General features: G+C 68.2%; 28 protein-coding genes. 11 read left to right on the top strand and 17 right to left on the bottom strand.

The window, feature by feature from the left end; genetic code table 11:
• Positions 1-51: 51 nt before the first annotated feature.
• From FRZ61_RS01520 to FRZ61_RS01460, 13 genes are read right to left on the bottom strand one after another with little or no spacing between them, the layout of a single operon-like run.
• Positions 52-639, bottom strand: coding sequence for a hypothetical protein (locus tag FRZ61_RS01520; RefSeq protein WP_151114627.1), 588 nt, complete (start codon positions 637-639; stop codon positions 52-54).
• 31 nt (positions 640-670) lie between these two features.
• A complete protein-coding gene (locus FRZ61_RS01515; protein WP_151114626.1) occupies positions 671-1,300 on the bottom strand; it encodes a hypothetical protein in 630 nt (209 codons plus the stop codon).
• 25 nt (positions 1,301-1,325) lie between these two features.
• On the bottom strand, positions 1,326-1,745 hold the full coding sequence (locus FRZ61_RS01510; protein ID WP_151114625.1) for a hypothetical protein: 420 nt from the start codon (positions 1,743-1,745) through the stop codon (positions 1,326-1,328).
• Positions 1,746-1,755: 10 nt separating this feature from the next.
• Positions 1,756-1,956, bottom strand: a complete 201-nt coding sequence (locus FRZ61_RS01505) for a hypothetical protein (protein WP_151114624.1) — start codon at positions 1,954-1,956, stop codon at positions 1,756-1,758.
• Between the two features lie 16 nt (positions 1,957-1,972).
• Positions 1,973-3,475 (bottom strand): NAD(P)/FAD-dependent oxidoreductase, encoded by a 1,503-nt coding sequence (locus FRZ61_RS01500; RefSeq protein ID WP_151114623.1) that lies wholly within the window; start codon positions 3,473-3,475, stop codon positions 1,973-1,975.
• 31 nt (positions 3,476-3,506) lie between these two features.
• The gene (locus FRZ61_RS01495; RefSeq protein WP_151114622.1) at positions 3,507-4,169 is read right to left on the bottom strand and encodes a hypothetical protein; all 663 of its coding nucleotides are present in this window, start codon (positions 4,167-4,169) and stop codon (positions 3,507-3,509) included.
• A gap of 23 nt (positions 4,170-4,192) precedes the next feature.
• A complete protein-coding gene (locus tag FRZ61_RS01490; RefSeq protein ID WP_151114621.1) occupies positions 4,193-4,432 on the bottom strand; it encodes a hypothetical protein in 240 nt (79 codons plus the stop codon).
• A 3-nt stretch (positions 4,433-4,435) separates the two neighbouring features.
• Complete coding sequence (locus FRZ61_RS01485) at positions 4,436-5,170, bottom strand: hypothetical protein (RefSeq protein WP_151114620.1); 735 nt, start codon at positions 5,168-5,170, stop codon at positions 4,436-4,438.
• A 22-nt stretch (positions 5,171-5,192) separates the two neighbouring features.
• Positions 5,193-5,906: a hypothetical protein gene (locus FRZ61_RS01480; RefSeq protein WP_151114619.1), complete on the bottom strand. Its 714-nt coding sequence runs from the start codon at positions 5,904-5,906 to the stop codon at positions 5,193-5,195.
• A gap of 5 nt (positions 5,907-5,911) precedes the next feature.
• Positions 5,912-6,328 (bottom strand): hypothetical protein, encoded by a 417-nt coding sequence (locus tag FRZ61_RS01475; RefSeq protein ID WP_151114618.1) that lies wholly within the window; start codon positions 6,326-6,328, stop codon positions 5,912-5,914.
• A complete protein-coding gene (locus tag FRZ61_RS01470) occupies positions 6,325-6,534 on the bottom strand; it encodes a hypothetical protein (RefSeq protein WP_151114617.1) in 210 nt (69 codons plus the stop codon). The genes FRZ61_RS01475 and FRZ61_RS01470 overlap by 4 nt, the downstream gene beginning before the upstream one ends.
• Before the next feature lie 28 nt (positions 6,535-6,562).
• Positions 6,563-7,291 (bottom strand): hypothetical protein, encoded by a 729-nt coding sequence (locus FRZ61_RS01465; protein WP_151114616.1) that lies wholly within the window; start codon positions 7,289-7,291, stop codon positions 6,563-6,565.
• A complete protein-coding gene (locus FRZ61_RS01460; RefSeq protein WP_151114615.1) occupies positions 7,284-8,234 on the bottom strand; it encodes a hypothetical protein in 951 nt (316 codons plus the stop codon). Before FRZ61_RS01460 ends, FRZ61_RS01465 begins: the two co-directional genes overlap by 8 nt.
• A gap of 656 nt (positions 8,235-8,890) precedes the next feature.
• On the opposite strand from FRZ61_RS01460, the gene FRZ61_RS01455 reads away from it, so the two are divergent.
• The gene (locus FRZ61_RS01455; RefSeq protein WP_151114614.1) at positions 8,891-10,183 is read left to right on the top strand and encodes an LLM class flavin-dependent oxidoreductase; all 1,293 of its coding nucleotides are present in this window, start codon (positions 8,891-8,893) and stop codon (positions 10,181-10,183) included.
• A gap of 99 nt (positions 10,184-10,282) precedes the next feature.
• Here FRZ61_RS01455 and FRZ61_RS01450 read toward each other — a convergent pair whose 3' ends face one another.
• Positions 10,283-10,483, bottom strand: a complete 201-nt coding sequence (locus FRZ61_RS01450; RefSeq protein ID WP_151114613.1) for a dodecin family protein — start codon at positions 10,481-10,483, stop codon at positions 10,283-10,285.
• 312 nt (positions 10,484-10,795) lie between these two features.
• A complete protein-coding gene (locus tag FRZ61_RS26295; protein ID WP_191909244.1) occupies positions 10,796-11,446 on the bottom strand; it encodes a helix-turn-helix domain-containing protein in 651 nt (216 codons plus the stop codon).
• A 327-nt stretch (positions 11,447-11,773) separates the two neighbouring features.
• Between FRZ61_RS26295 and FRZ61_RS01440 the strand changes: the two genes are divergently transcribed.
• The 5 genes from FRZ61_RS01440 (at position 11,774) to FRZ61_RS01420 (ending at position 16,126) form a co-directional block, all read left to right on the top strand.
• Positions 11,774-13,378: a sensor histidine kinase gene (locus FRZ61_RS01440; RefSeq protein WP_191909243.1), complete on the top strand. Its 1,605-nt coding sequence runs from the start codon at positions 11,774-11,776 to the stop codon at positions 13,376-13,378.
• Positions 13,375-14,019, top strand: coding sequence for a response regulator transcription factor (locus FRZ61_RS01435; RefSeq protein ID WP_151114611.1), 645 nt, complete (start codon positions 13,375-13,377; stop codon positions 14,017-14,019). The genes FRZ61_RS01440 and FRZ61_RS01435 overlap by 4 nt, the downstream gene beginning before the upstream one ends.
• A 177-nt stretch (positions 14,020-14,196) precedes the next feature.
• A complete protein-coding gene (locus tag FRZ61_RS01430) occupies positions 14,197-14,979 on the top strand; it encodes an alpha/beta hydrolase (protein WP_151114610.1) in 783 nt (260 codons plus the stop codon).
• A 125-nt stretch (positions 14,980-15,104) separates the two neighbouring features.
• Positions 15,105-15,605, top strand: coding sequence for a hypothetical protein (locus FRZ61_RS01425; protein ID WP_151114609.1), 501 nt, complete (start codon positions 15,105-15,107; stop codon positions 15,603-15,605).
• A 56-nt stretch (positions 15,606-15,661) separates the two neighbouring features.
• Positions 15,662-16,126, top strand: coding sequence for a nuclear transport factor 2 family protein (locus FRZ61_RS01420; protein ID WP_151114608.1), 465 nt, complete (start codon positions 15,662-15,664; stop codon positions 16,124-16,126).
• Between the two features lie 27 nt (positions 16,127-16,153).
• Here the strand turns inward: FRZ61_RS01420 and FRZ61_RS01415 are convergent, their stop codons facing one another.
• Positions 16,154-17,356 (bottom strand): alpha-hydroxy acid oxidase, encoded by a 1,203-nt coding sequence (locus FRZ61_RS01415; protein ID WP_151114607.1) that lies wholly within the window; start codon positions 17,354-17,356, stop codon positions 16,154-16,156.
• A 79-nt stretch (positions 17,357-17,435) separates the two neighbouring features.
• Entirely contained in the window at positions 17,436-18,188 is a 753-nt protein-coding gene (locus FRZ61_RS01410) for a FadR/GntR family transcriptional regulator (RefSeq protein WP_151114606.1), read from the bottom strand.
• A 334-nt stretch (positions 18,189-18,522) separates the two neighbouring features.
• Between FRZ61_RS01410 and FRZ61_RS01405 the strand changes: the two genes are divergently transcribed.
• From FRZ61_RS01405 to FRZ61_RS01385, 5 genes are all read left to right on the top strand, one after another.
• The gene (locus tag FRZ61_RS01405; RefSeq protein WP_151114605.1) at positions 18,523-19,509 is read left to right on the top strand and encodes an ABC transporter permease; all 987 of its coding nucleotides are present in this window, start codon (positions 18,523-18,525) and stop codon (positions 19,507-19,509) included.
• A gap of 124 nt (positions 19,510-19,633) precedes the next feature.
• A complete protein-coding gene (locus tag FRZ61_RS01400) occupies positions 19,634-20,647 on the top strand; it encodes a sugar ABC transporter substrate-binding protein (RefSeq protein ID WP_151114604.1) in 1,014 nt (337 codons plus the stop codon).
• 78 nt (positions 20,648-20,725) lie between these two features.
• The gene (locus FRZ61_RS01395) at positions 20,726-22,855 is read left to right on the top strand and encodes an ABC transporter permease (protein WP_151114603.1); all 2,130 of its coding nucleotides are present in this window, start codon (positions 20,726-20,728) and stop codon (positions 22,853-22,855) included.
• The gene (locus tag FRZ61_RS01390) at positions 22,852-23,967 is read left to right on the top strand and encodes an SMP-30/gluconolactonase/LRE family protein (RefSeq protein WP_151114602.1); all 1,116 of its coding nucleotides are present in this window, start codon (positions 22,852-22,854) and stop codon (positions 23,965-23,967) included. Before FRZ61_RS01395 ends, FRZ61_RS01390 begins: the two co-directional genes overlap by 4 nt.
• Positions 23,964-25,466: a sugar ABC transporter ATP-binding protein gene (locus FRZ61_RS01385; protein ID WP_151114601.1), complete on the top strand. Its 1,503-nt coding sequence runs from the start codon at positions 23,964-23,966 to the stop codon at positions 25,464-25,466. The genes FRZ61_RS01390 and FRZ61_RS01385 overlap by 4 nt, the downstream gene beginning before the upstream one ends.
• Positions 25,467-25,501 lie beyond the last annotated feature (35 nt).

Below are 25,501 nucleotides of genomic sequence, written 5' to 3'. Positions count from 1 at the left end.
GGCCTGACCCTGACAAGGAATGGAACGGGTCTCAGGGACACCGGCTCTCCCTCAGCAGCAATTCCCGACGCTGGGCCGGCAGCAGCTCCCGGCACCCATGGCGCCGCAGCAATCATAGCCGCAGCAGTCGGAGAGGCAGGGATCGCAACCCCCGCCACAGCCGCAGCCGCCGCCACAACCACAGCCGCAACCGTGGCCATGACCATGACCGCCGCCCCAGTTGGCCGGCGCATAGCCATAGCCGGTGCCGGCGAGGCCCTGCAGCAGGCGGAGGCTTCCAGCGAGCAACTGGTTCACCACATCGACGCCGAGGCCCAAGGTCGAGCCGACCCGGTCGCCGATCCCAGCGCTGGCCCCCGACAGGTTGGGCATGCTGGGCATCGTCGGCATGCCCGGCATTCCCGTCATGCCGGGATAGGGCATGACCGACGGTGGCAAGGCCCAGCCGGGTGCGCCGCCGGGACCCGCCTGCACCGGCCAGGGGATCGCCGCCGCGAAGGGCGTGGCGGCACCGCCCGCGCCCGATCCGAACGAAGCGGCCGAGCGGGCGCGGAACTTGTCGAGCTCCTCCTGCGCCTTGGTCCGGGTGCGCGGGGCATCGGCGGGCTTGCTGCCGCTGCGTTTCGTGCCTTTGGCCATGATCTCGTCTCCCTCGCTCAAATGCCCGTTGTCAGCAGCTGAAGACTTCGCACCAGCGCAGGCGCGCCGTCATGTTGACGACCAGGACCGTCACCGTGGCCCCGGGCTTGGTCGTGATAATGCATTCCTTGATCTGGTAGCCGATGCCGGCCTTCTCGGTCCGGGCCCAGGCGAGCAGCGTGCCGTCGCTGTCCTGCACCAGCACCGCGACCAGCGATTGCGCGGTCGGCGAGGTCGGCATGTATTCGATCGAGAGATGCACGCAACAACCGCCGCCGATGAAGGCGGTGCCGATCCCGGCCTGGAGGGCCGCGGCGGCCGCATCGAGCGCCAGGGTCTCGCGGCCGGCGACATTGGCGGTCTGGAAGCCCGCGGTCTGCAGGTTCATGACGATCGGCGCCTGGGCCTGGGCCGACATCATCTGGGCGAAGCCCGGCGTCTGGCGCACGTCGCCGATCTTCTGATCGGCCTTGACCAGAAGCTCCTTCGATTCCTTGCGGCATTCGCGGCAGCCGCAGACGCATTTCGATTTCGGATGGCCGCAGGCGTGACAGAAACCATGGCCCATCGGCACCGGATAGATCGGCAGGCCGGGCATCATCGGCCCGTGATGGCCGCCGGGAAAGCCCTGGCCGGAATAATGCGAATGTGCGGGATGCATGCCCCTCTCCTTCTCTCGGATGGCGTCAGCAGCAGATCCGTTCGCACCAGCGCAGGCGCGCCAGCGCGTCGGTCACGGAGATCGAGACCTTGGTGCCGGCCTCGGCGGCGAGGAACCCGTCCTCGACGTGATAGCCCTCGGCCAGGTCGGTGGCGCTCCAGGTCTGGGTCGTGCCGCCCGTTTCGAGCTTGATCTCGACCGCCGGCGCCGCGGCGCCCGCATCGACGAGATATTCGAGCGTCAGGTGGGTCTCGCCATGCCCGCCGACGAAGCCCTGCTGCGGCGAGCTCGCCGCATCGACCTCGATCTCGCGCGGCACCACCAGCTCGCTGCAGGGTTTGCAGTCGCTCGGCATGCAGGGCACCGGCAGGATCAAGGCCAGGTAGTAGGGACCGCTCCAATTCTGGCAACCGCCCGCATGCCATCCGATCGGTGACTGATACATCGCATCCTCCTCAGGAGCCGTTGCCGTTGGGCGGGGTCTCCGCCGGTTTGGTGATGTCCTGGATCACCTTCAGGCTGTCGGTGATCACGTCGAATCCCGATTTCACCGCCGTGCCGATCACATCGGCCAGCTTGTCGGGAACCTGGTTGTCGATGAGCGAGGTCGCCGCCCCGTGAACCAGCTTGCCGACCGAGTCCAAGATCGATGCCATGCTGCCTGTTCCTTTCTCAGCCCGGGGCCGAAGCCCGGACCTGCTGCAGAAGTGCGGGGTGGATGCCGGCCGGCTGCGTGAGGCCCGGCGTCTCCGCCACGCCGCGTTCGACCAGGCGCACCGCCTTGGTCGCGACCTCGATGCCCCAATCGAGATTGACCAGCGGATCGCGCGCCATCTCGATGCCGGCGCGGCCCAGGCTCTGGGCGGCACCCCGCGCGACGCGCAAGGGCCCGAGCACCGTGCCGCCTTCGGCCGCGAACATCGCGCGCCAGACCCGCGGATCCTTCGGGAAGGCGTGATAGAGCGCCCGCGGCGAGAGGCAGATGCTCTGCGACAGCGCGCCGCTGAAGACGCCGCTGCAGAATTCCTGGAACTGCCGGTCGGCATCGGTCAGCCGCCCGATCTGGGTCAGGGTGAAGAGGCAGAAGTCGCGCAAGTGGGGGTTCTTCGCGATCGAGAGGAAAAGCTCGGCCGTCTGCCAGTCGAAGCCGACATGCCGGCCCCAGCGCTCCTCATAGGCGCCCAGCGCTGCGCGCGAGCAATCGCCGGCCTCGAGGGCGGCCACCGCCGTCTCGGCCGCGAAATAGGCGCTCTCCATCGCCTTGTGGATGCCGCCGCCATTGAGCGGGTCGGCATGGTTGGCGGCATCGCCCACCAGCATGATCCGGTCCGCGAGGATGGCGTTGGGCTTGAAGAAGGCGGCCGAGCCGCCCGAGGGCGGTCCGCAAGGCACGGCATGGCTCAGCATCGTGCCCAGCTCGCGCTCGAGGAAGCGCTGGAAATCCTCGGCGAGCTTGCCCGGCATGGCGAAATGGCGGTCGACGGCATAGCCGAGCCCGACATTGGCGAAGCCGTCGTCGTCGACGAAGAGCCAGCCATAGCCGGGGAAATAGTCGCGGTCGAAATAGACCTTGATCTGGGCGCCCTCGCATTCGACGTCGCGGTAATAGGCGCGCAACGAGAGCGCCATGGCGCCGGTCTTGAGCTTGTTGCCGATGGCGCGCGACACGGTCGAGGAGACGCCGTCGGCACCGATGACGATGCGGCCCCGGAAGCTCTTGGCACCATCGCGGGTCTGGCAGGTGAGCTCGACCGCGTCGCGCCCGACCTCGAGCTCGCGCAGGATCCGCCCGCCCTCGAAACGCGCGCCGTGGGCGATGGCGTTGCGCAGCAGCGTGTCGTCGAAGCGGCGCCGGTCCAGCAGGATCGCAAAATCGGGATAGGCCGTGCCGGCAGGGAAGCCGCCGGTCAGGAGATGCTTGCCGTTGATGAAGAGGTCGCAATCGCGGATGCAGGCTTGCGTCTGCGCCATCACCGCGTCGGCGCAGCCGAGCTGGTCCAGCCAATAGATCGCCTGCGGCGTCAGCCCGTCGCCGCAGACCTTGTCGCGCGGAAACTCCGAGCGGTCGAGCACCAGCACGTCGAGCCCTTCGCGCGCGAGGAAGGTCGCGGCGCTGCTGCCGCCGGGCCCGGCGCCCACCACCACCACGTCGTGGATATGGCCGTTGGCGCTCATGCGGCCTGCATCCTCATGGTAAGACTTGGCCTCACGGCGAGACCTGGAGCCGGACCGGAATCCGCAGCTCCTCCTCGGAGGAAACCAGGATCCAGCCGAAATAGACGTCCGGCGGCGTCTCGGGCGGGACGGCCCCCTGCAGCACGAACTTCTCGAAATCGACCGGCGCGATCGTCCTGGCGGCGGGCTTGATCGCGAGCGTCTCGGCCGGCAGAACGGCGCTCGTGGTCTCGCCGTGGAATCCCTCGACCCGCAGCTTCACCTTCTTGGGCGTCACCAGCGAATCGTTGTTGATGGAGAAGGAGACCCGGAGCGTCCCGCCCGGCGCCAGCGGCAGCCGGTTGGTGATGTAGAAGGAAGCGGTCTCGGGCGGCGGACCGCCGGCGGCCTCGCCCATCGCCGCGTCCGGCATGGGCTGCGGCGGTCCCGTTGGCGTTTCTGCTTGCGGCTGCATGGCGGCGGCCATGCGCTCCAGCACTTGCTGCTGCGCGACGCTGCCGATCCGGTTCACGATGGTGACGCCGAGACTGACGCCGGCCTCGGCGAGATCGAGCCCCTTGGCCAGGATGGCGCCCATCTGGTCGACCTTCTCGCGCAGATCGAGCCCGCCTTCGTTCGCGGAAGCGCGGGCACCCGGCGGCGGCTTCTCCGCGGTCCGCGGACCGTTTCCGTCCGGCTCGTTCGTGGCAGGCATGGCTCAGCGCCTCTCTCTTGGCTTCAGCAGGGATCGCCGCCCGGCAAGGGCGGGATGCAGCTATAGCGGTAGCGATGGACGACCGGGCCGCTCTGCGGCGGCGCCGGCGGCCAGGGTCGGTCCCAGATGATGCGGTGGATCAGGTGACGGATGGCCGCGACATTCGCGGCCCCGGTGTAGAAAGCGGCCACCGGCAGCGCCATCGCGTTCTCGCGGAGCCGCGTGGCGCGGCATTGCGGACAGTCGCAGGGACTCGTCGTCATGGCCTAGCCTCCCGAGTTGACGGTGCCGCCGTCGAAGGGATCGACGGGAGCGGAAGGCGCTGCGCCCGATGCTGAGAACTGGAAGCGCGGCGCACCCGCATGCATCATGGATGCAGGTCCTCGCGGCGCCGCCGCCAGATGCCGCGGCGGCCCGCGCTCGGCGCGGCGCGCCTGGTCGCGATGCGGGACCGGCGGCCGGGGTGCCGCCACCTGCGTCACGCTGCAGCTTTCCGAGAGCTTGACCGGGATGCCGGGATTGCCGGCGGCCGCCACCTCGGTATAGCTGCGGTCGTCGCTCTTCGACTGCTCGCGCCGGTGCTTGTCCATCGGGACCACCTTGGTGCAGCCATGGAGCTGCATCCGCAGCACCTCGAATCCGAAGAAGCGGGTATGCACGGTGTAGCTCGAGCTGAGCTCCAGGTTCTGCTGCAGCGTGATCGCCACCGGCGGCACGCGCTTGACCTCGAGCGCCACCGAGGGCAACCGGCTCAGCGACAGATTGACGGTCGGGATGGAGGTGACGTCGAGCCGCTCGACATGGAGCGGGTCCAGATTATGCACCCGGTCGATCCGCACCGATTCGATCGAGAGCGGATCGATATTGTTGAGCTCCTTGATATGGACCGCCGCGGGCGCGATCTTCTGGATCTTCGCGATCGTCAGCGGATCGATGTTGCGGACCTCGGCAATCCGGACCGGGTCTATGTTTTTGACCTTGTTGACGTCGACATCGACCATGGGTTTCTCCTAACGGCGCCCGTCAGAGCAGGCCGGGCCAGACATAGTTGAGCTGCAGCACCTTCGCGTCGTCGAACACGCCCGGCTGCGCCTGGACGCGGGCGCGCACCGTGGCGAGATGCGTGCCGCCCAGATTGGGCAGCTTGTAGAGGAAGGTCGGCGCGGTGCCCGCCTGCAGCGCGCCATCGACCAGCCACTCGACCGCGGTGCCGGCGGTGTGGCTGAGGCGCGCCTCGAACAGCTGCATCTTGTTGGAATCGTCGATATAGGCGTTGTGGTCGCCCTGGACGTAATAGAGCGTCGCGCGCTTGGGCCAGATCTCGATCACCGGCGCCGGGGCCGGCTCCGGCCCGATCCCCAGCACCGTCACCCAGGCGAAGGCCTTGCGCAGCGGGTCCTCGACCGAGGTCGCGACCACGAGATCGGTATGCGGGCTCGCCAGCGCACCTTTGTTGGGCGCCTGGTAGAGGCCTTGCGCGTCGATCGTGCCGGCACCGGGCCCGCCCGAGGGGGCCAGTACCTGCCAGCTCACGCCGAGGCGCGAGTTGTAGAGCTTCGCCTCGAAGCGGTATTGCGTGTTGATCAGGTTGACGAAGCGCTCGTCGCGGAAGGAAAGCTCGATGCGCGGCGGCGAGATCTCGATCTCGATCTGGTGGCGCGCCGTCACATGATGCGTGACGACGGTCTGCGCCGGCGGCGGATGGCGATGGAGCGGCCCGGGCAGATAAGGGCGCATGACCTCTAATCCTCCCCGTCGCTTTCGAGCGCGCTCTTGAGCGCGGCGCCGATGGCCTTCTTCGGCAGCTCGGCCGTCAGCTCGACATCGAACTTGCAGTTGCCGAGCCCGTTGAGGTCGACCTGCAACGCATCCTTGCCGATCTTGGCGCGGGCCCAGCATTCGATGAGCTTGAGCTTGGCGTCGAAGGGATCGATCTGCACGTCGAAGGGCCCCACCGTCATCGCCTGGACATTGCCATGGGCGCGGGCGAGGAAGGGGATGCGCACCGTGACGGGGATCTTCTCGATGCGCGCGCGGATGGGACCGGTCGAGAGCTTGAAGGCGCCCTCGCAGCGCAGGTCGAGCTCGATCGGGTCGGTCCGGGCGCGGACCTTGAGGTCCGGATGGCCATGGAGCTCGATCTTGGACTTGAGCGTCATGACGCGCTCTCCCGCGGCTTGCCCGTCTCCGCGGCCTTCTCGAGGTCGGGATAGACCCGCTCCGCCAGGTCGCCGAACATGGTGCCGACCGTCTGGTTCAGACGCTCGAAGCCCTCGAGCGCGCGGCTGATCTCCTCGCAGGACTCGCCCACGATCTCGAAATGCACCAGCGGGCCCAGCCGGATCGACAGGGTGATGTTGGCCATCAGCGCCTCGCCTCGGATCCGCAACGCGTCATGCGCTCTCCCCCTTGCCGTCGGCGGCCGGATGCCCGTTGTCATGGCCGTTCGCGGTCTTGTTGGCCGGCTTCCCGGCGCCGTTCAGGTCCTGCTCGAGGTCGCGGATCTTGCGCGTCATCTGGTCGAGCGACAGCATCGTCATCAGCACCAGCCCCTTCTCGCGCTCGCCGAGCTTCGCATAGAGCCCTTCGAGCTCGGTCTTGATGCGCCCGCCCTCGCCGCCCTTGCGGAACTCGCGCCCGCGCTCGCGCAGCACGCTGCCGAACTGGTTCACGATCGAGAGCACGCCATAGAGGAGATCCGCGACATCGCCCTGCGGCGGCTTGCTGTCTTTGCGGGGATCGGCCTGCGCCGATGCGCCGGCCTGGGCCGATTCCGGGCCGGCGGCCTTCCTCTCCGGCTCGGGCCTTTCCGCCGCACCCGCCGGCCGGCAACGCGGGCAGGCGAACTTCGCCTCGACCGCGGAAACCCGCCAGACGCCGTAGAGCGCGCTGCGGGCGCTGTCGGGGATCGCCTTGCAGTCGCGCCGATGCAGCAGCCCGGCCGCGGGGTCGAACTGGAAGGGCGCCTGGGCCGCTTCCTCGCGATTGTCGATCTTGAGCAACGCCTCGCGCGCGTCGATCTTGCTCTCCCGGTAGAGCTCCTGGATCTTGATCGCGACATAGTCGCCGATCGAGCCGCCCGCTCCCGGGCCTTCGGCCTTCCCCTGATGCTCGCTACTCATAGACGGCCCAGGCCGGCCCGCGCAGGCGGCGCTGCTCCCGATGCTTCTGCAGGCGGGTCACGTAGTAGCGGGTGAGGAAGGCGATCAGCAGGTCGCGGCCGGCGGCGGGCCGGAAGCCCTGCGCCAGCTTCTGGATATGGGAGAAGAAGATGCGCTTCAGCGCCGGCTCGGGCCGCTCCAGCGCGTTCATGTAGGTGACGCGGCGATCCGCGCGGTCGGCATAGCAGTCGCCGTGATCGTCGATGAACATGATGAGCGCGCCGGCGACGAAGATCAGCCGCATGTAGTCGAGCGACAGATGCGGCAGCAGGAAGGCCGCCAGCAGGATGATCGCATGGCCGCTGCGGTCGCGGGCGCAGCGCTTGAGCAGCGCCAGCCGCTGCGGGCGCGGCAATTCCTTCACCCGGGTCTCGAGGAAGCGCATGTCGACGTCGCGCCGCTGCGCCTCGAAGAGGCGCAGGATGGCCTGGCGCAGGGTCGGCTCCAGGATGTCGCGTTCGGCGAAGAGCCTGGAGACCACGACATAGAACAGCCGCTCGCGCTCGTTGCGCAGCTCGAACCAGCCGGTCGCGAAGAGCTGCTCCAGGCGCGCCAGATAAGCCTTCGTCGCCTCGTCGCCGAAATCGTCGATGAAGCTGTCGGCCAGGAAGCAGCAACAGCCGAAGAGGCAGGCGATGCGCTGCCGGCGCTCGTCATAGGGATAATCGTCGAGCTCGGTGCAGGCATGGCCGACCAGCATCATCTTGGTGCTGAGCTCGACCATCTTCCGGTATTCGTTGGAGGCATTCTCGAGCAAGGCCGGGTAATGCGCCTTGACGATCGGCTCGAGCGTGGCGGTGACGAAGCGGCGATAGACCGGCATGAGCGCATCCACGCGCTCGCGGGCGTCCGCTGGCGGCTGCCAGTGCAGATTCCCTCGCGCCGAGCGTGCCTCCCGGTTCATGACGCACCCCGCCCCCGCCAGCGCGCATCGGAATGCGCGGGCTTTTTCCTGCCGCTTCAGCTTGCACTCATTCCGGCGCTGGCGCGCCCTTCGCGCACGTAAAGCTTTGGTGGGGTGGCCGACAGGCGACCTTTTTGGCCTCGACTCGACCTATGTCACAGGGAACTCACAGGAGACCTGCGGCGCGGAAATTTGGTTGATCCGCCAATATTCCTATCGCCGCCGCATAAGACTCTAATCACAACCCTCGACGGGAGGCCTGCGGCGGAGTCCAGGCCAGGAGCTCCTGTCGTTTTCTTCGTTGGCGTCCGAGCCGACCGTGTCAACGGCCGGCGAGGCGATATTTTCTTGGCTTCGCTCGAAAGCTTTCCTTGTCCCCCTGACAGATCCTGCCGGACCGGTGCAGCGCCGACCCCGCGAAGAGCGCGGATCTCCGGTTCGTTACAAGAGCGATACCAGGACGACGTCCGGTGACCGAGGAACCTCCGCCCGCACCGATTATGCGGGGGATCGCGGCAACGGCTTGCTGTCGGTCGCTTTCATGAGCATCTCTTGGGCTGGCCTCGCGCGAGCGAGGATCGTCTCCGGCAACAAGGATCGGATCATTGGCCCACCCGTCATCGAAAGCCCCGAAACAGCTGCGGCTCGGCGCCTTCATGCGCCCCGTCAGCATCCACACCGCCGCCTGGCGCTATCCCGGCGCCTTTCCGGACGCCAACTTCAGCTTCGCGCATCTGAAGCGCTTCGCCCAGACGCTCGAGCGCGGGCTCTTCGACGCCTTCTTCATGGCGGACCATCTGGCGCTGCTCAACATGCCGATGCAGGCGCTGAAGCGCAGCGCGACCGTGACCTCCTTCGATCCCCTGACGCTGCTGCCGGCGCTGGCCGTGGTGACGGAACGGCTCGGGCTCATCGCCACCGCCTCCACCACCTATAACGAGCCCTATCACGTCGCGCGCAAGTTCGCCTCGCTCGACCATCTGAGCGGCGGGCGCGCCGGCTGGAATCTCGTCACCTCCGCCAACCCGCTCGAGGCCAAGAATTTCGGGCTCGAGGAGCATCTCGACCATGCGGTTCGCTACCGCCGCGCCCGCGAATTCTTCGATGTCGTCACCGGCCTCTGGGACAGCTGGGCCGACGACGCCTTCATCCGCGACCAGGAATCCGGCGTCTATTTCGATCCCGACAAGCTCCATATCCTGAACCACAAGGGACCGTTTCTCTCGGTGCGCGGGCCCCTGAACGTCGCGCGGCCGATCCAGGGCTGGCCGGTGATCGTCCAGGCCGGCTCGTCGGACGCCGGTCGGCAGATCGCGGCCGAGACGGCCGAGGTCGTCTTCACCGGCCAGAACAACCTGGCCGACGGCCGGCGCTTCTATGCCGATGTGAAGGGGCGCATGGAGGCGCTCGGGCGGCCGCGCGATCACCTGAAGATCATGCCCGGCTGCTTCGTCGTGGTCGGCGACAGCCTGGCGGAGGCGCAGGAACGCAAGGCCCGGCTCGACGCGCTGGTGCATCCGGACAGCGGCATCGCCTCGCTCTCGGTCCAGCTGGGCACCGACGCCTCAGCTTTCGATCTCGACGGGCCCCTGCCGGAGATCCCCGAAAGCAATGCCAGCAAGAGCGCGCGTCAGAAGCTGATCGACAAGGCGAAGCGGGAGAACCTGACCGTGCGGCAGCTTGCTCAGTATGTGGGCGGCAGCTACGGCACGCTGGAGATGATCGGCACGCCGGCCTCGATCGCCGACCAGATGGAGGAATGGCTCGTCACCGAGGGCTGCGACGGCTTCAACGTGATGTTCCCCTATCTGCCGGAAGGGCTCGACGCCTTCGTCGATCGCGTCGTGCCCGAGCTGCAGCGCCGCGGCCTGTTCCGGCGCGCCTATGAAGGCCGCACCTTGCGCGAGAATCTGGGCCTGCCGCGGCCCGCCAATCGGTTCTTCCCTTGAGGCAGACGGAAGCGTCGGCGAAGCGGCCGCTTCGCCTTCCTTCATCCCAAGCAACGGGCCGCCCCGGCGAGGGCGCCCGTGCGAGGCCGAGGACGCCCCCTACTCCAGGATGAACGTCACCTCGAGCGTGACGCGGTATTCCTCGATCTTGCCCTTGGCGATCTTGGCCTTCTGCGACAGCACCTCGATGCCGGTGATGCCGCGCAGGGTCTTGGCCGCGCGCTTGACCGCGACCTCCACCGCATCCTGAAAGCCTTTGGTCGAGCTGGCCGTCAATTTGGTGACACGGGCGACAGACATGCCGTTTCTCCCCAGTCGAGGTTGGGGCTGAAATCCTACTCTCCTTACCGGAGACCGACCAGGGACCGGCGTCAGGCCCCAAAAGCTGCAGGGCCCGCTCCTGTCGGAAGCGGGCCCTGCTGGTGATGGTGCCGGGCTCTGCGTGAGCCCGGCACCCCGCCCGCGGCCTGGGGGCATGACCGCGGGAGCTCTCAAGGCGACCCGCCGTATCCATGAGCGGGTCCGGTTGGGGGATGGGAGCCGGGCTCTGCATGAACCCGGCTCCCGCCCGCGGCTGGGGGGCATGAGCCGCGGGAATTCGTGGATCCGTCGTCAGGCAGCGGCCGAAGCGAGGGCGGACTCCGACCGGCGCTCGCCTTCTGGCGCGGCGCCGCGGGCGCGGCGCCAAGCGTTGGGGCTGGCGCCTTCCTGGCGGCGGAACAGGCGCGAGAAATGCGACTGGTCGGCAAAGCCGCAATCGAGCGCCACCTGGCTCAGCGGCTCGTCGGTCGTCAGCATCATCGTCCGCGCGCGGGCCAACCGCAGCCGCACCAGATGGGCGTGCGGCGTCTCGCCGAAGCTGACCTTGAAGGCCCGGGCGAAGTGGCTGACGCTGAGGCGGCAAAGGGCGGCCAGCGCCTCGATCGCGACCGCTTCGGCGAGGTTGGCGTCCAGATGGGCTTTCACGCGGTTGATCTGCCAGGGGGCGAGGCCGCCGCGGAGCAGGCGCGCCGGCTCCGCCTTGGCGACGGCGCCGGCGGTCGCCGGCACCATGGATTCCAGCAGGCTCGCCGCACGATCGAGGCAGCGCTTCGCGGCCGCCTGGTCGCGCTCCAGATAGCCGCTGGCGCTGGTCAGAAGCCGGACCAGGGCGGACTGGACATCGTCGCCATCGACCGGCATCGAGCGCAGCGACGCGCTGGCCTGGATATGGGCGGTGCCCTGCGGCTTGGCGGTGATGCTGGCGGCGGTTTGCTGAAGCATGGTCGATCCCCTTCTTGATTGAGAGCGTCGGTTGCATCGGTCGGTGGCGAGCCGGAACCACCCGGCCACGTATCCACCATCGGACAGGAAGCCCCCGACGAACAATTCGACCTGCGGAAAGCGGGATAGGACACAAGGCTGCGCCTCTAATACCAAGGTATGATGGCGCGGCGGCGAGGGCGGGCCGCAGCCTGCGAAGGCGGGCGCAACCGTGTGACCGATGGTCCCGAGACCGGCCCGCCGGAGCGATTTCCGGTGGCCTCGCCCGTGGCGCGATGGGCTATGATCGCCCGCTCCCGCCGGCCCATCTGGGGAAGACGAAACTCTTTGGCTGTTCCATCCGCCGCAGACAGGGGTGCGGGCGCCCCGCCCCCGATACGAGCCCTCCCGCCGCAACCCGGCCGCCCGACGCTCCGCAAGGCCGTCGCGATCGCGCTGGCTGGCGCGATCTTCTTCTTCGACACGCTGAGCCCGGCCGGCATCGCCGTCGCCGTGCTCTACGCCATCGTCATCATGATGTCGGTCGATCTTTGCGATCGCCGGGGGTTGATGCTGGTCTCGCTCGGCTGCGCCCTGCTGACGATGCTGAGCTTCTTCATCGGCCATGGGCTGAGCTTCAATGACGGCCCGCTGCTGCGCTGTTTCGTCAGCCTCGCCGCCATCGCCATCACCACGCTGCTGGCGCTGCGGAACCAGCGCGCCACGGAAATCCTGACCGAAAGCGAATGGCGCTACCGCCGCATCTTCCAGACGGCCGGGGTCGCGATCTGGGAGGAGGATTTCAGCGCGATCCAGTCCGCGCTGCGCAATCTCCGCCAGCGCGGCATCGCCGACATCCGCAGCTACCTTGCCGCCAATCCGCAGTTCGTCCAGAACTGCATCTCGATGGTGCAGATCCTCGACGTGAACGACGCGGCGGTCCGTCTGCTGGGCGCCCGCGACAAGATCGAGGTCACCGCCTCGCTGAAGAGCTTCTTCCTGCCCGAGACGGTCGAATCCTTTCAGGAGATGCTCTGCGCCATGTTCGAGGGCAAGCGCTCCTTCGCCTATGAGAGCGCGATCCAGACCGTGACGGGCGAGCGCCGCGCCATCCTGATGTCGGCCACCTTCCCGCCCGAGACCGAATCCTATCGCAACGTGCTGGTCTCCGTGCTCGACACCACCGAACGCGACCGGGCGCAGCGCGCATTGCAGCAGGCGCAGTCGGCGCTGGCCCATGTCTCGCGCGTCTCCACCCTGGGCGAGCTCACGGCCTCGATCGCGCACGAGGTCAACCAGCCCTTGGCGGCGATCGTCACGAACGGCGAGGCCTGCCTGCGCTGGCTCGACCGCGAGCCCCCGGAGCTGGGCGAGGCCCGGGCCTGCGTCCAGCGCAGCGTCAGCGAGGGCCGGCGCGCCGGCGCGGTGGTCCAGCGGCTGCGCGACCTGTCGCGACGCTCCGATCCCCGGATCGTCCCCCTCGACATCAACGCCGCCATCGAGGAGGCTGCCCTGCTGGTGGACCGCGAGGCCTCCGACCATGGAGTCTCGATCAAGCTCGATCTCGAGGCCCGATTGCCCGAGCTGCGCTTCGACCGGATCGAGCTGCAGCAGATCGTGATCAACCTGATCATCAACGCGATGCATGCGATGGAGAAGGTCGCGGGGCGGCCGAAGGAAGTGACGGTCGAATCGCGCGCCGAATCGCCGGCGGCGGTGCGCATCTCGGTGTGCGATCGGGGCACCGGCATCGACCCGGCGGCGATGCCGCGGCTGTTCGACGCCTTCTTCACCACCCGGCAGGAGGGCATCGGGCTGGGTCTCTCGATCTGCCGCTCGATCGTCGAGGCCCATGGCGGGCGCATCTGGGCCGAGAACAATGCCGACCATGGCGGCGGGCACGGGGCGAGCTTCCATATCCTGCTCTCGACGGCGGCGGAAGGAGGACGATGAGCGCGAAACCCCTCACGGGCGATCCGAGCGAGGCGCCCCTCGTCGTCATCCTCGACGACGACGAGGCGGTGGGGAGCGCCCTCAGCAGCCTGCTGCGCTCGGTGGGCTATCGCGTCGAGGTCTTCCTGGCGCCCAAGGAGCTGCTGCAGAAGGGGATGCCGGAGGCCGCGAGCTGCCTCGTTCTCGATGTCCGGCTGCCGATGATCAGCGGGCTCGAGTTCCAGAGGCAGCTCGCCGCGGCGAACAACCGGACGCCGATCGTCTTCATGACCGGCCATGGCGACATCCCCATGTCGGTCAAGGCGATGAAGGCCGGCGCCGTCGATTTCCTGGCCAAGCCCTTCCGCGACCAGGACATGCTCGACGCCGTGGCGGCGGCGATCGAGCGCGACCGCGCCCGGCGCATCAGCGAGGCGGGCCTCGACGGGTTGCGCCGTCGGCTCGAGACCTTGAGCAAGCGCGAGCAGGAGGTCATGGCGCTCGCCACGGCCGGGCTGATGAACAAGCAGATCGCCGGCGAACTCGGCCTCAGCGAGGTCACCGTCAAGATCCACCGCGGCCATGTCATGCAGAAGATGGGCGCCCGTTCCTTCGCCGACCTGGTGCGCATCGCCGAGACGCTGGGCATCCGCCGCTCCTAGGCTGAACCTTTTCGAGATCGATCCGCGGGCGCAGGAAACCACCGTCATGGCAGCGGCGACGCGGCGGCGCGTTCGGTCCTTCGACCGCAGGAACGTTCAAGCCCCGACCGGCCCGCCCGCGCTTCAACGAGAGCCAGCATGCCTCCCTCCGAGGAGGCATGGATATACGGGCCCGCCATGTCGAGATCAGTCGTTCTCATCCACGGAGCCGGCGCCTCGTCGGCCTGCTGGCAGACATGGCAGAACCGGCTGGAGCGCGCCGGCTATGAATGCCTGGCACCGGCCTGGCCCTTCCACGGGCGGCCCCCGGCCGAGCAGCGGCGGCATCCCGATCCGCGGCTGGCGACCCTGACGGTCGGCGCGATCCTCGATCACTACGCCGGCATCATCGCCGGCCTGCCGGCGCCGCCGATCCTCATCGGCCATTCCTTCGGCGGGTTGCTGGTCCAGCTGCTGCTGGATCGCGGCCTGGGTGCCGCCGGCGTCGGGATCGGCGCCCTGCCGCCGCGTCATGCGCTGCCGGGCCCGCGTCAGCCCTGGTTCCTGTTGACCGCGATCCTGGCCCTGCGCGACTGGAGCCGCACGCCGCTTCTGAGCCGATCCTTCTTCCGCAGCCGCGTCGCGCAGACCTTGCCGCCGGCGGAACGCGACGCCGCCTGCGAGCGCTATCTGGTGCCGACCGGCCGGAGCCTCATGGTCGAGGCGGCGCTCGGGATCGGGACGGGCGTCGATTTCGCCAATCCCCGCCGCGCACCGCTGCTGCTGGTGAGCGGCGAGGAAGACCGCATCGTCAAGCCCGACATGACCCGAGCCCTCTTTCGCGCCCATCTGGCCTCGCCGGTCGAGACCGCATTGCGCCTTCTGCCGCGTCGCTCCCATTGGGTCCTGACCGAGCCCGGCTGGGAGCAGGTCGCGGATTTCTGCGTCGCCTGGGCCGACACCCGTTCGCCCAGACCCTGAACGGCCTTCCCGCCGGCCGGCCCCGGCGCGCGCGATTCGTTCAACGGCCGGCGGCTGGACGCAATCCTCTTTCGGCTGTCCCGCCTAGCCTGGGACCACAACGCGCGAGCCCGAGGAGGAGCCCCATGCACACGCAACAGAGTTCGTCACGGCCGTCGGCAGGATTCACCCGCTTCGACCGGTCCGGCTCGGTCGTCGCCATCGCGAAGGCGTTCGATTCGGCGCTGGCCGATCTCGCCGCGCTCTATCTCAAGACCAAGAACCTGCATTGGTACCTGTCGGAGCAATATTTCCGCGACCATCCGACGGCGATCGACGCGGGCGACCTGCAGACCCTCGTGACCCTCGAAACCGTGGGAAATCGGATCCAGACGCTGGGCGGCATCGCACTGCGCTGCCTCGATCAGATCGCGCGGCCGCCCGCCGCCGAGGAGATGCCGGCGGTTCCGCGGGAGCTGCTGCACCAGTTCCATGAGGGAACCGTGGCGCTGGCCGCCTGTCTCCACGATCTCGATGCCGTCCTCGGCGGGCGCAGCACCGGGACTCCTCGCCCTCCCTTGAAAGTCTGGATGGAGAGGGCCGACCGGCACGGCCATATCCTGGTCGAGGCGGCGCGCCGGACCTGACGTCCGCCGCGGCATCGGCCTACTATCGAGACAATTGGCCAAACCGGAGGACCGCGATGGCACGCCCACCCCTGCCGCCTTTCACCGCCGAGACCGCCGTGCAGAAGGCGCGGCTCGCGGAGGATGCCTGGAACACGCGCGATCCGCAGCGCGTGGCCCAGGCCTACACGCCCGACAGCCGCTGGCGCAACCGCGCCGAGTTCATCCAAGGCCGCGCGGAAATCGAGGCCTTCCTGACCCGCAAATGGCAGCGCGAGCTCGATTACCGCCTGATCAAGGAGCTCTGGACCTTCGCCGGCAACCGCATCGCCGTGCGCTTCGTCTATGAATGGCATGACGACAGCGGCAACTGGTACCGCTCGCATGGCAACGAGAACTGGGAGTTCGACGAGGAGGGTCTGATGCGCCGGCGGCTCGCCAGCATCAACGACCAGCGGATTGCCGAATCCGAACGCAAATTCCGCTGGCCGCTCGGCCGCCGGCCCGACGATCATCCCGGCCTGACGGAGCTGGGATTCTAGAAAGACGGTGCGCGCCGGCGCGAGGCCTTAGCCGGCGGCACCCGCGACGGTGCCACGCAGGGCTTGCCGATCCACGCCCGGTACCTGCGCGAGGAATTGCGGGCCCAGATCATCGAGCCGCGGACAACCGATCTGGGCCAGGATCGTGCCCAGCTCCTGGGCGAAGATCTCGAGCGCCTTGCGGATGCCGGCGCGCCCCGCGGCCGCGACGCCATAAAGGGTCGGGCGGCCCTGGAACACATAGCGGGCGCCGAGGCAGCGCGCGATGACGATGTCCGACCCCCGCCGGATGCCTCCGTCCAGCATGATCTCGGCTTTCTGACCGACGGCCGCGTGAACAGCCGGAAGGGCCAGGAGCGGCGCGATCGCGCGGTCGAGCTGCCGGCCGCCATGGTTGGAAACGATGACCCCATCCGCACCGGCCGCGACCGCGCGGGTCGCATCGTCGGGATGGAGGATCCCCTTCACCAGCAGCTTGCGCGGCCAAAGCTGCCGGACGCGATCGAGGAACGCCCATGTCAGGGTGAGCGGCGGGAACTGCTCCACGAAAAGGTCGGCCACCTGCGCCGGCGACGCGCCCTCGGACGCGTAAGGCCGGAAGTTCCCCATATAGGGCAGGCCGCCATGGCCGAAATAGTCCAGCGTCCAGCGCGGATGCGTGGCCGCCTGGAAGATCATCGCGGGCGTCACCTTCAGCGGATGGCTGAAGCCGCTGCGCCGGTTGCGTTCGCGGTTCGAGGTGACGGGAACGTCGACCGTCACGACGAGCACCTTCACGCCGAGCCCGAGCGCGCGCCGGACCATGTCCTCCGCCAGCCGGGGATCGCGCGTACCATAGAGCTGGAACCAGCAATGTTCCGGCGCCACCGCCATCGCCTCCTCGATCGACGCGTTGCTGGCGCCCGACAGGATGAAGGGGACGTTCGCCACCCTGGCCTCGGCGGCGAGGAGCCGGTCGGCGTCATGCCGGAACATGCCCGCATTGCCGGTGGGCGCGATGCCGATCGGCAGCGAGAAGGACTGGCCCGCCGCACTGGCTGTCAGATCCTTCCGGGATATGTCGACCAGGTAGCGCGGCATCAGCCGGCAGGACCGGAAGGCGGCCTCGCTGTCGGCGAGCGCCACCTCGTCGTCGCAGCCGCCCTCGACATAGTCGAAGGCCATGCGCGGCAGGCGCCGACGCGCCATGCGCTTCAGATCGGCGATGCTGATGACCCGATCGAGCGCCATGCTTCGCGCCGTGTCTTCGGAGCCGGAGCGCCGCAGGGCCCGGGCAAGCCGGGCGGTCGCTGCCGGGCTCATGATTCCGTCAGGCCCGGCGGCGCGCCTGGGACGGGCTGGCGGCGGCGCCGGTCCAGATATGCTCGGTCTGGTGCAGATGCGCATGGGACGCACGCCGCGCCGCCTCGGGATCGCGGGCCCGGATCGCGTCCAGGATGGCGGCATGCTGGGCCTCGACCGCGGCCTTGCCTTCGCGGGCATCCCCGGCGGCCAGGATGATCTCGTAGCCGCGCTGCAGAAACACCTTGATCAGCTTGGTGAGCCCGTGGGCCGTATGCAGGATCGCGATATTGTGCGAGGCCTGGGCGATGGCCTGATGGAAATCCAGGTCGCGCTTGGCGAGCGAAGCGGTGTTCCGGGAGCGGCCCCTGATCTGCGCCTCCAGCGCGGCCTCGAGCTTCCGGATGTCGGCCGCCGTCGCGCGTTCCGCCGCCAGCGCCGCCGCATGCGCCTCCAGCACGTCGCGCATCTCGATCAGGTCGCGGATCGCCGAGGGATGACGCTCCAGCATCTGCGATAAAGGCTCGGTCAGGCTGGTCCGTGTCAGCTCGGTCACGACGGCGCCGCCATTGCGCGCCGGCTCGATCAGGCCGCGCGAGCGCAGCTCCGACAGCGCTTCTCTCAAGGACGGCCGGGAGACGCCGATCTGCTTCGCCAGCTCGCGCTCGGAGGGCAACCCCTCGCCGGGCTGAAGCCGGCCCTCGACGATGAGATGCTCGAGCTGGCGGGCGACGACGTCGGAAAGACGCCGGGCCGGCGGCAGGGTGACGGGCTTGAACATGCGGGCTCTCTTCTGTCTGCCGTACGCGCTTATGCGTCTCGCCCGGTCCGCGGGATTCGGCCGATGCGGAGATCCTGTTCCTTGACAAAGCGTCTGAATCGCGGCGTTTCCGGCCACGCCGCCCCTTGACAGCGGGATTTGCTTTGTGGTCGTACTGGTCTGACCAGTATTACCAAAAAGAAGCCAACGCACAAGTTGGATATGGGGAGGAGCAAGCGTTGCCAGGAACGCTTGTCGTATCGCCGCATCGGCGCACGCTTTCGTTTGCCGTGACGAGCTCCGCGACAGCGGAGGGCGCGGGCGTGACGCTTGTCCGCAGCGGAGCGCCGGCGCGATGAAGGCGGGCTTGCTTCCACGCGGGCAGTTCAGCCAGGAGCGGATCGTCTTCGCGATCACCGTCCTCCTGTTCCTGCTGTTCTCGGCGACGCTGACCGGCTTCCTCAATTCCTCGAACCTGCTCTCCCTGCTGCAGAGCGTCTCCGTCCTCGGCATTCTCGGCGTCGGCATGGCCGTGGTCGTGATCGGCCGCGGCATCGATCTGTCGATCGTGGCGACGATGGCCATCCCCGTGGCCTGGGCGCTCTACATGACGGACCAGGGCATGCCCGTCGCGACCGCCTTCGCGCTGGGCGCGGGTTTCTCCATCCTGGTCGGCATCCTCAACGGCTTCTTCATCGCCTATGTCGAGGTGCCGGCGCTGTTCGCGACGCTCGCCATCGCCGCCTTCGTCTATGGCTTCGGCCGGTCGCAGCTCTTCAACCAGGACATCATCTACCTGCCGGCCAGCGCCGCCTGGATCGGCGCGGTCGGGAAGATGCATGTGGCGCAGGTCCCCATCGCGGTCGTGTTCTTCGCGATCGTCTGCGTCCTGGGCTTCCTGCTGCTGCGCTACACCAAGGCCGGCCGCTTCTTCTACCTGATGGGCGACAACTACCTCGCGGCCCGCATCACCGGCATTCCGACGCGACCCATGATCGTGATCCAGTACACGATCTCGTCCCTGATCGCCTTCATCGCCGGCACCGTCACCGCGGCGGCCGTCGCCAGCATGAACACGCGGGTCGCGAACTCGACCCTGATCTACGACGTCATCCTGGTCGTGGTCGTCGGCGGCATCGGGCTCAGCGGCGGCAAGGGCGGGATCCGCAACGTCGTCATCGGCACGCTCCTGATCGGGATCCTGCTGAACGCCATGACGATCATGGACCTCCCCTTCACGCTGCAGAACCTGATCAAGAGCGTCATCCTGCTGGTGGCGCTCCTGGTGGACAGCATCGTCAACCCGCGGGACGAGCAGACCGGTCAGCAGGGAGACATCTGAGAGACGCCGGAACGCGGATGGCGGAGGCCAGCGCGGCCGTCGCCCGGCCTCGTTCCGACAGGACCATACCAGACCCATCAACAATCGCGTCGACGAGAACGTCGACCGTCACAAGGAGGAGACCATGGCGCGTCATCGAATACTCGCAGCACTCTGTGCGGGACTCTTGCTGGGCTCGTCGGCCGCGATGGCCGACGGCCTCGTCGATCCCGGCCACGCCCCTTACGTCGATTCCCTGAAGGGCAAGAAGGTCGCCTTCCTGCCCCTCGCCACGGGCTTCGACCTGGCCGAAGGCTGGGCCAGCGGCATCCGTCAGACGGTCGAATCCTTCGGCGGCAGCTTCGAGATCCGCGACCCGAACTGGAACACCTCGGCCGGCGCCCAGGCGCTGACCGAGCTCATCAGCGAGAAGCCCGACCTCATCGTCGTCCATAATCCCGACGTGCAGTCCTATGCGCGCCTGAACGAGAAGGCGGAGAAGGCCGGCATCTACGTCGTCCAGGTCAACATGCGCTCCACCTTCTCGACCGACGCCTTCGTCGGCGCCGACTGGCTCGAGGTCGGCCATGCGGAAGCCAACGCGCTCGTCACGAAGTGCGGCGCCGGCTCCGGCACCTCCGGCAAGGTAGCGATCGTGCAGGGCGTGCTGACCGCGGCGACCAGCGTCTACCAGATCGGCCCGATCCTCGACGTCTTCGCCCAGCATCCCGAGATCAAGGTCGTCTCGAACCAGGCGGCCGACTGGGACGCCAGCAAGGCCCGCGCCCTGACGGCGACGGTGCTGCAGCAGAACCCGGATCTCTGCGGCCTGATCAGCTTCTGGGACGGCATGGCGCTCGGCAGCTCGGCCGCGATCAGCGAGGCGGGCCTCACCGGCAAGGTCTATGTCGTCACCAACGGCGGCGGCGAGAAGATGGCCTGCGACAATCTCGAGAGCGGCGGCTTCGACGAGTATGTCAGCTTCGACGTGCCGCGGCAGGCGGCCGACATGAGCGCCATCATCAAGGTGCTGCTCCAGAGCGGCCTGAAGCCGGGCGCCATGAAGGTCTCGCTCTACACGCCCAACAAGATCCTGACCAAGGACACGCTCAAGCCCGACTCCTGCTGGAGCATGAAGGACCTGCCCAAGCAGGGTTAGATTTCCCCGGGAAGAGGCGGCCGGTCCGGCCGCCTCGTCCTTCTGCTCTCCCCTTCCCGCCATTCGAGACGGACACCCATGGCCCTGGCCGGTACCGATGCCCTGATGCGGTGGCGCTATCGCCTGCTGCCGGACCATCTCCTGGGCGAGATCCTGGCGAAGCGATGGATCGACAACCTGATCCCCTTCGCCTTCCTGCTGATCACGATCGGCATCTTCGGCTCGGTCATCCCGGACTTCTACTCCATCGGCTATCTGAGCGACGCCACGCGCCAGCTCGGCGAGTTCCTGCTGATCGTGATCGGCCTGCTGATCGTCATGCTGGGCGGCGGCATCGATCTCAGCGTCGGCTCGACCTTCGCGCTCGCCAACCTGGTGGCGCTGATCGCGATGAACATCCTGGGCTGGCCGGTCTGGGCCGCCTTCCTCGCCGTCGTCGCGGTCAACGGCCTGGTCGGCCTCATGAACGGCGTCCTGGTCGGCTATCTGCGCCTGCGCGCCTTCCTGACGACGCTGGTCACGCTGATCATGATCCGCGCCGTCGTGGACATGCTGCTGCTGAAGTTCTCGGTGCAGATCGCCGGCGCCTATGTGGAATCCGATCTCTGGTTCTATCTGGGCGACGGCACCGCGCTCGGCGTGCCCTTCAGCTTCATCGTGGCGATCGTCATCGCCGTCATCGCCCATATCTTCCTCAGCCGCTCGCGCCTCGGCTGGCATGTGAGCGCCATCGGCGGGTCGCGCCGCTCCGCCTACAATATCGGCATTCCCGTCCGCCGCACGGTCTGCATGACCTATGTGCTCTCGGCGGCCCTGGCGGGCGTCGCGGGCTTCCTCTTCGCGGCGCGGCTCGGCGGCGCCGGCGCCGACACGGGCGTGGGCCTCGACATCCAGGCGCTCACGGCCGCGGTGCTGGGCGGCAACAGCCTCGGCGGCGGCCGCGGCTCGGTGGTCAAGGGCATCCTCGGCTCGATCATCGTGCTGCTGGTCAGCAACGGGCTGGTGCGGCTGGGCTTCCAGAGCGGCGCCACCTCCATGGTGCTGGGGCTGATCCTGCTCATGGCGGTCTCGATCGACGTGCGCTGGCTCAAGAACCGGCACAAGGTCCTGTCCAAGCTCTATGTCTCGCCCACCTATTTCCGCCTGCCGACGCGGCCCTCGACGCTGCCGGATTCCGGCTCGCCCTATGCGCTCAACGACAAGCTGCGCCAGGTCGAGGTGATCGGGCTCGGCCAGATCGAGGGACCCGAGGACGTGATCCTCGACCGCGACGACAATCTCTATTGCGGCTCGCGGCACGGCGACATCGTCAAGTTCCACGGGCCCGACCACAAGCGCGCCGAGATCTTCGCCCATATCGGCGGCCATCCGCTGGGCATGGCGTTCGACCGGGAGGGCCATCTCCAGGTCTGCGTCGGCGGCATGGGGCTCTACGCGGTCTCGCCCAAGGGCGAGGTGCGCAAGATGACCGACGAGACCAACCGCTCGCCGCGTTCCATCATCGACGATGCGCGCGTCCGCTTCGCCGACGATCTCGACATCGCGCCGGACGGCCGCATCTTCTTCAGCGAGGCCTCGATCCGCTACGAATCGCAGGACTGGGCCGTGGACGGCGTCGAATGCCGGCCCAATGGCCGGGTCATCTGCCACGACCCGCGAACCGGCACGACCCGCACCGTGCTGCGCAACATCCGGCTCGCCAACGGCATCTGCATGGCCTCCGACGGGCAGTCGCTGCTGCTCAACGAGACCTGGGCCTGCCGCGTGCTGCGCTACTGGTTCGACGGGCCGAAGGCCGGCCGGACCGAGATCGTGCTGGACGGGCTGCCCGGCTATCCCGACAACGTCAACCGCGCCTCGGACGGCAATTACTGGCTCGCCATCGTCGGCATGCGCACCCCGATCCTCGATCTCGCGCTGCGCAAGCCGGGCTTCCGCCGCCGCATGGCGCGCCGCATCCCGATGGACGAGTGGCTCTACCCCAACATCAACACGGGCTGCATCGTCAAGTTCAACGAGAAGGGCGAGGTGCTCGACGCGCTGTGGGATCTGGGCGGCCAGAACCACCCGATGATCACCTCCATGCGCGAGCATCGCGGCCATCTCTATATCGGCGGCATCTACAACAACCGGATCGGCAAATACCGCATCCCCGGCGCCGATCCGACCTGGACCGCGCAGGACCATTATTGGGGATCGGCGCGATGATCGGTCCGCTGCGCCAGGCGCTCGACTGGTTCCGCGGTACCGGCGATGCCGCGATCACCCTGCCGCCGATGGACGGCGCGATCCAGCCCAACCAGGCGATCGAGGAGGCCGATCTCCTCCTGTCGGTCGAGCGGCCCGACAATCTCGTCGCGATCGGCGGCCGCGTGCTGTTCTCGAGCGGCAAGACCGTCCTGGCGCTCGACCCGCGCGGCGGCGCCGACAGGGCCGATATCCTCGCCGGCTTCGACAGCGAGGTCGCCTGCCTCGCCGGGGATACCCAAGGCAATCTCGTCGCCGGCCTCGACGACGGGACGATCCTGTTCGCGGGCGGACCCCGCAAGGGCCAGCGCCTCGCCGATCCCGGCCCCAAGCCTTCCTGCCCGACCGCCCTGCGGCTCGAGGACGCGTCGCTCATCGTCGCCCACGGCTCGCGCCAGAACCCGCCCTCAGGCTGGAAGCGCGACCTGATGGAGCGCAACGCCAGCGGCTCGGTCTGGCGCATCGATCTCGAATCCGGCAAGCCCACCCGGCTGGCCGACCGGCTCGCCTTTCCCTATGGGCTGGCCGCGGGACCGCAAGGTGCCGTCGCGGTCTCGGAAAGCTGGCGCCACCAGATCCTGACCCTGCCCTCCCCGGGCGACAGGCCGACCGTGCTGCTGGATCTGCTGCCCGGCTATCCCGCGCGCCTGGCGCCGGCCACGGGCGGCGGCCATTGGCTCTGCGTCTTCGCACCGCGCAGCCGGCTGGTCGAGTTCGTGCTGCGCGAGCGCGGCTTCTGCGCCGACATGTTCCGCGAGGTCGAGGCCGAATACTGGATCGCGCCCGCCTTGAATTCGGGCCAGAGCTTCCTCGAACCGCTGCAGGGCGGCGCCATCAAGCAGCTCGGCATCCTGAAGCCCTGGGCGCCCAGCCGCTCCTACGGGCTCCTGATCCGCCTCGATGCCGCCTTCCAGCCGGTCACCAGCTATCACAGCCGCGCCGACGGCACGCGCCACGGCGTGACGAGCTGCCTCGATTGGAACGGCCGGTTGCTGGTGGCCTGCAAAGGCGGCAACGCCATCCTGTCGCTCGATCCCGGCGCCGGCCCGGGCGAGGAAGGAGGCCGCGCATGACGACGCCCCTGCTCGAGATGCGCGGGATCACCAAGGAATATCGCGGCGTTCCCGCGGTGAAGACTGTCGATTTCACGCTGCTTCAGGGCGAGGTCCATGCGCTCCTGGGCGAGAACGGCGCCGGCAAATCGACCCTGACCAAGATCATGGCGGGGGTCGTCCAGCCGACCAGCGGCACCATGGCGATCGAAGGCAAGGCGGTGAGCTTCCCCACGCCCGCCGCGGCGCTGAAGCAGGGCGTCGCCATGGTGTTCCAGGAGACCACGCTGGTTCCCTCCATGACGGTGGCGCAAAACCTCTATCTGGGCGACGAGCGCTTCCTCAACCGCCTGCGCGGGATCTATATCTCGGCCCAGCAGTTCCTGCAGTCGCTGAACTTCCCGGTCGATCCGACGGCGACGGTGGCGTCGCTGGGCGCCGCCAAGAAGCAGATGGTCGAGATCGCGCGCGCGGTGCGGCACAAGGCGCGCATCATCATCTTCGACGAGCCGACCGCCACCCTGACGCCCGAGGAGAAGCATCACTTCGTGGCGCTGGTCGGAAGGCTCAAGGCGCGCGGCGTCTCGATCGTGTTCATCTCGCACGCGCTCGAGGAGGCGCTCGACATCGCCGACCGGATCACGGTGCTGCGCGACGGCGAGCATGTCGTGACCGACGCGACCGGCGCCTTCGACCGCGACAAGATCATCCGCGCCATGGTCGGACGCTCGCTCTCGGGCGAGCTCTATCGCCGCCGCGAGCAGAGCCAGGTGCGCCCCCGCGGCCGCCGGGTCTTGAGCGTGCAGGACCTGACCATGGGCAACATGGTCCGCAACAATTCCTTCTCGGTCTATGAGGGCCAGATCACGGGCCTGTTCGGGCTGGTGGGATCGGGGCGCTCCGAGACGGCGCGCATCGTCGCCGGCGTGGTCAAGCGCGACTTCTTCCACGGCGGCGAGGTGCGTTTCGAGGGCCGGCCCGTGCGCTACAAGGTGCCGGCGCCGGCCGTGAAGGACGGGATCGTCTACGTCACCGAGGACCGCAAGCTCGAGGGCTTCTTCGAGACCATGTCGATCGGCGACAATCTCTATGCCGGGCTTCTGGCCAAGAACCTCAACGCGACCGGCGGTATCGTCAGCATGGCCGAGATGCGCAAGCTCGCCGACAGCTGGACGCAGACGCTCAATATCCGTGCCATCAATCGCAACGCGCGAGCCGTCGAGCTGTCGGGCGGCAATCAGCAGAAGCTCGTCATCGGCAAAGCCCTGCTGCAGAAGCCGCGCCTGGTGATCTTCGACGAGCCCACGCGCGGCGTGGATGTCGGCGCCATCGGCGAGATCCACCAGTTCATCAACCGCCTGGCCGACGAGGGGCTGGCGGTGATCATGATCTCCTCCTACCTGCCGGAGATCATGAACCTCTCGGACCGGATCCTGGTCTGCCGCCAGGGCCGCGTCGTCGAGGAGTTCATGCCCGGCGCGGCGACGGAGGAGAAGATCATGTACGCCGCCGTTCACTGAGCATCGTCGCCACAGGGCCGCTGCGAGCCCGGGGT

It is taken from the genome of Hypericibacter adhaerens (genome assembly GCF_008728835.1).
Classification (GTDB): Bacteria; Pseudomonadota; Alphaproteobacteria; order Dongiales; family Dongiaceae; genus Hypericibacter; species Hypericibacter adhaerens.
Note: the sequence above shows the minus strand (reverse complement) of the source record. Positions and strands in the feature narration are given on the sequence as shown.

Bases quoted from the DNA above. Each gene is read 5' to 3' on its own strand.
- FRZ61_RS01520 (WP_151114627.1), bottom strand. From the start codon at position 639: ATGGCCAAAGGCACGAAACGCAGCGGCAGCAAGCCCGCCGATGCCCCG.
- FRZ61_RS01515 (WP_151114626.1), bottom strand. From the start codon at position 1,300: ATGCATCCCGCACATTCGCATTATTCCGGCCAGGGCTTTCCCGGCGGC.
- FRZ61_RS01510 (WP_151114625.1), bottom strand. From the start codon at position 1,745: ATGTATCAGTCACCGATCGGATGGCATGCGGGCGGTTGCCAGAATTGG.
- FRZ61_RS01505 (WP_151114624.1), bottom strand. From the start codon at position 1,956: ATGGCATCGATCTTGGACTCGGTCGGCAAGCTGGTTCACGGGGCGGCG.
- FRZ61_RS01500 (WP_151114623.1), bottom strand. From the start codon at position 3,475: ATGAGCGCCAACGGCCATATCCACGACGTGGTGGTGGTGGGCGCCGGG.
- FRZ61_RS01495 (WP_151114622.1), bottom strand. From the start codon at position 4,169: ATGCCTGCCACGAACGAGCCGGACGGAAACGGTCCGCGGACCGCGGAG.
- FRZ61_RS01490 (WP_151114621.1), bottom strand. From the start codon at position 4,432: ATGACGACGAGTCCCTGCGACTGTCCGCAATGCCGCGCCACGCGGCTC.
- FRZ61_RS01485 (WP_151114620.1), bottom strand. From the start codon at position 5,170: ATGGTCGATGTCGACGTCAACAAGGTCAAAAACATAGACCCGGTCCGG.
- FRZ61_RS01480 (WP_151114619.1), bottom strand. From the start codon at position 5,906: ATGCGCCCTTATCTGCCCGGGCCGCTCCATCGCCATCCGCCGCCGGCG.
- FRZ61_RS01475 (WP_151114618.1), bottom strand. From the start codon at position 6,328: ATGACGCTCAAGTCCAAGATCGAGCTCCATGGCCATCCGGACCTCAAG.
- FRZ61_RS01470 (WP_151114617.1), bottom strand. From the start codon at position 6,534: ATGGCCAACATCACCCTGTCGATCCGGCTGGGCCCGCTGGTGCATTTC.
- FRZ61_RS01465 (WP_151114616.1), bottom strand. From the start codon at position 7,291: ATGAGTAGCGAGCATCAGGGGAAGGCCGAAGGCCCGGGAGCGGGCGGC.
- FRZ61_RS01460 (WP_151114615.1), bottom strand. From the start codon at position 8,234: ATGAACCGGGAGGCACGCTCGGCGCGAGGGAATCTGCACTGGCAGCCG.
- FRZ61_RS01455 (WP_151114614.1), top strand. From the start codon at position 8,891: ATGCGCCCCGTCAGCATCCACACCGCCGCCTGGCGCTATCCCGGCGCC.
- FRZ61_RS01450 (WP_151114613.1), bottom strand. From the start codon at position 10,483: ATGTCTGTCGCCCGTGTCACCAAATTGACGGCCAGCTCGACCAAAGGC.
- FRZ61_RS26295 (WP_191909244.1), bottom strand. From the start codon at position 11,446: ATGCTTCAGCAAACCGCCGCCAGCATCACCGCCAAGCCGCAGGGCACC.
- FRZ61_RS01435 (WP_151114611.1), top strand. From the start codon at position 13,375: ATGAGCGCGAAACCCCTCACGGGCGATCCGAGCGAGGCGCCCCTCGTC.
- FRZ61_RS01430 (WP_151114610.1), top strand. From the start codon at position 14,197: ATGTCGAGATCAGTCGTTCTCATCCACGGAGCCGGCGCCTCGTCGGCC.
- FRZ61_RS01425 (WP_151114609.1), top strand. From the start codon at position 15,105: ATGCACACGCAACAGAGTTCGTCACGGCCGTCGGCAGGATTCACCCGC.
- FRZ61_RS01420 (WP_151114608.1), top strand. From the start codon at position 15,662: ATGGCACGCCCACCCCTGCCGCCTTTCACCGCCGAGACCGCCGTGCAG.
- FRZ61_RS01415 (WP_151114607.1), bottom strand. From the start codon at position 17,356: ATGGCGCTCGATCGGGTCATCAGCATCGCCGATCTGAAGCGCATGGCG.
- FRZ61_RS01410 (WP_151114606.1), bottom strand. From the start codon at position 18,188: ATGTTCAAGCCCGTCACCCTGCCGCCGGCCCGGCGTCTTTCCGACGTC.
- FRZ61_RS01405 (WP_151114605.1), top strand. From the start codon at position 18,523: ATGAAGGCGGGCTTGCTTCCACGCGGGCAGTTCAGCCAGGAGCGGATC.
- FRZ61_RS01400 (WP_151114604.1), top strand. From the start codon at position 19,634: ATGGCGCGTCATCGAATACTCGCAGCACTCTGTGCGGGACTCTTGCTG.
- FRZ61_RS01395 (WP_151114603.1), top strand. From the start codon at position 20,726: ATGGCCCTGGCCGGTACCGATGCCCTGATGCGGTGGCGCTATCGCCTG.
- FRZ61_RS01390 (WP_151114602.1), top strand. From the start codon at position 22,852: ATGATCGGTCCGCTGCGCCAGGCGCTCGACTGGTTCCGCGGTACCGGC.
- FRZ61_RS01385 (WP_151114601.1), top strand. From the start codon at position 23,964: ATGACGACGCCCCTGCTCGAGATGCGCGGGATCACCAAGGAATATCGC.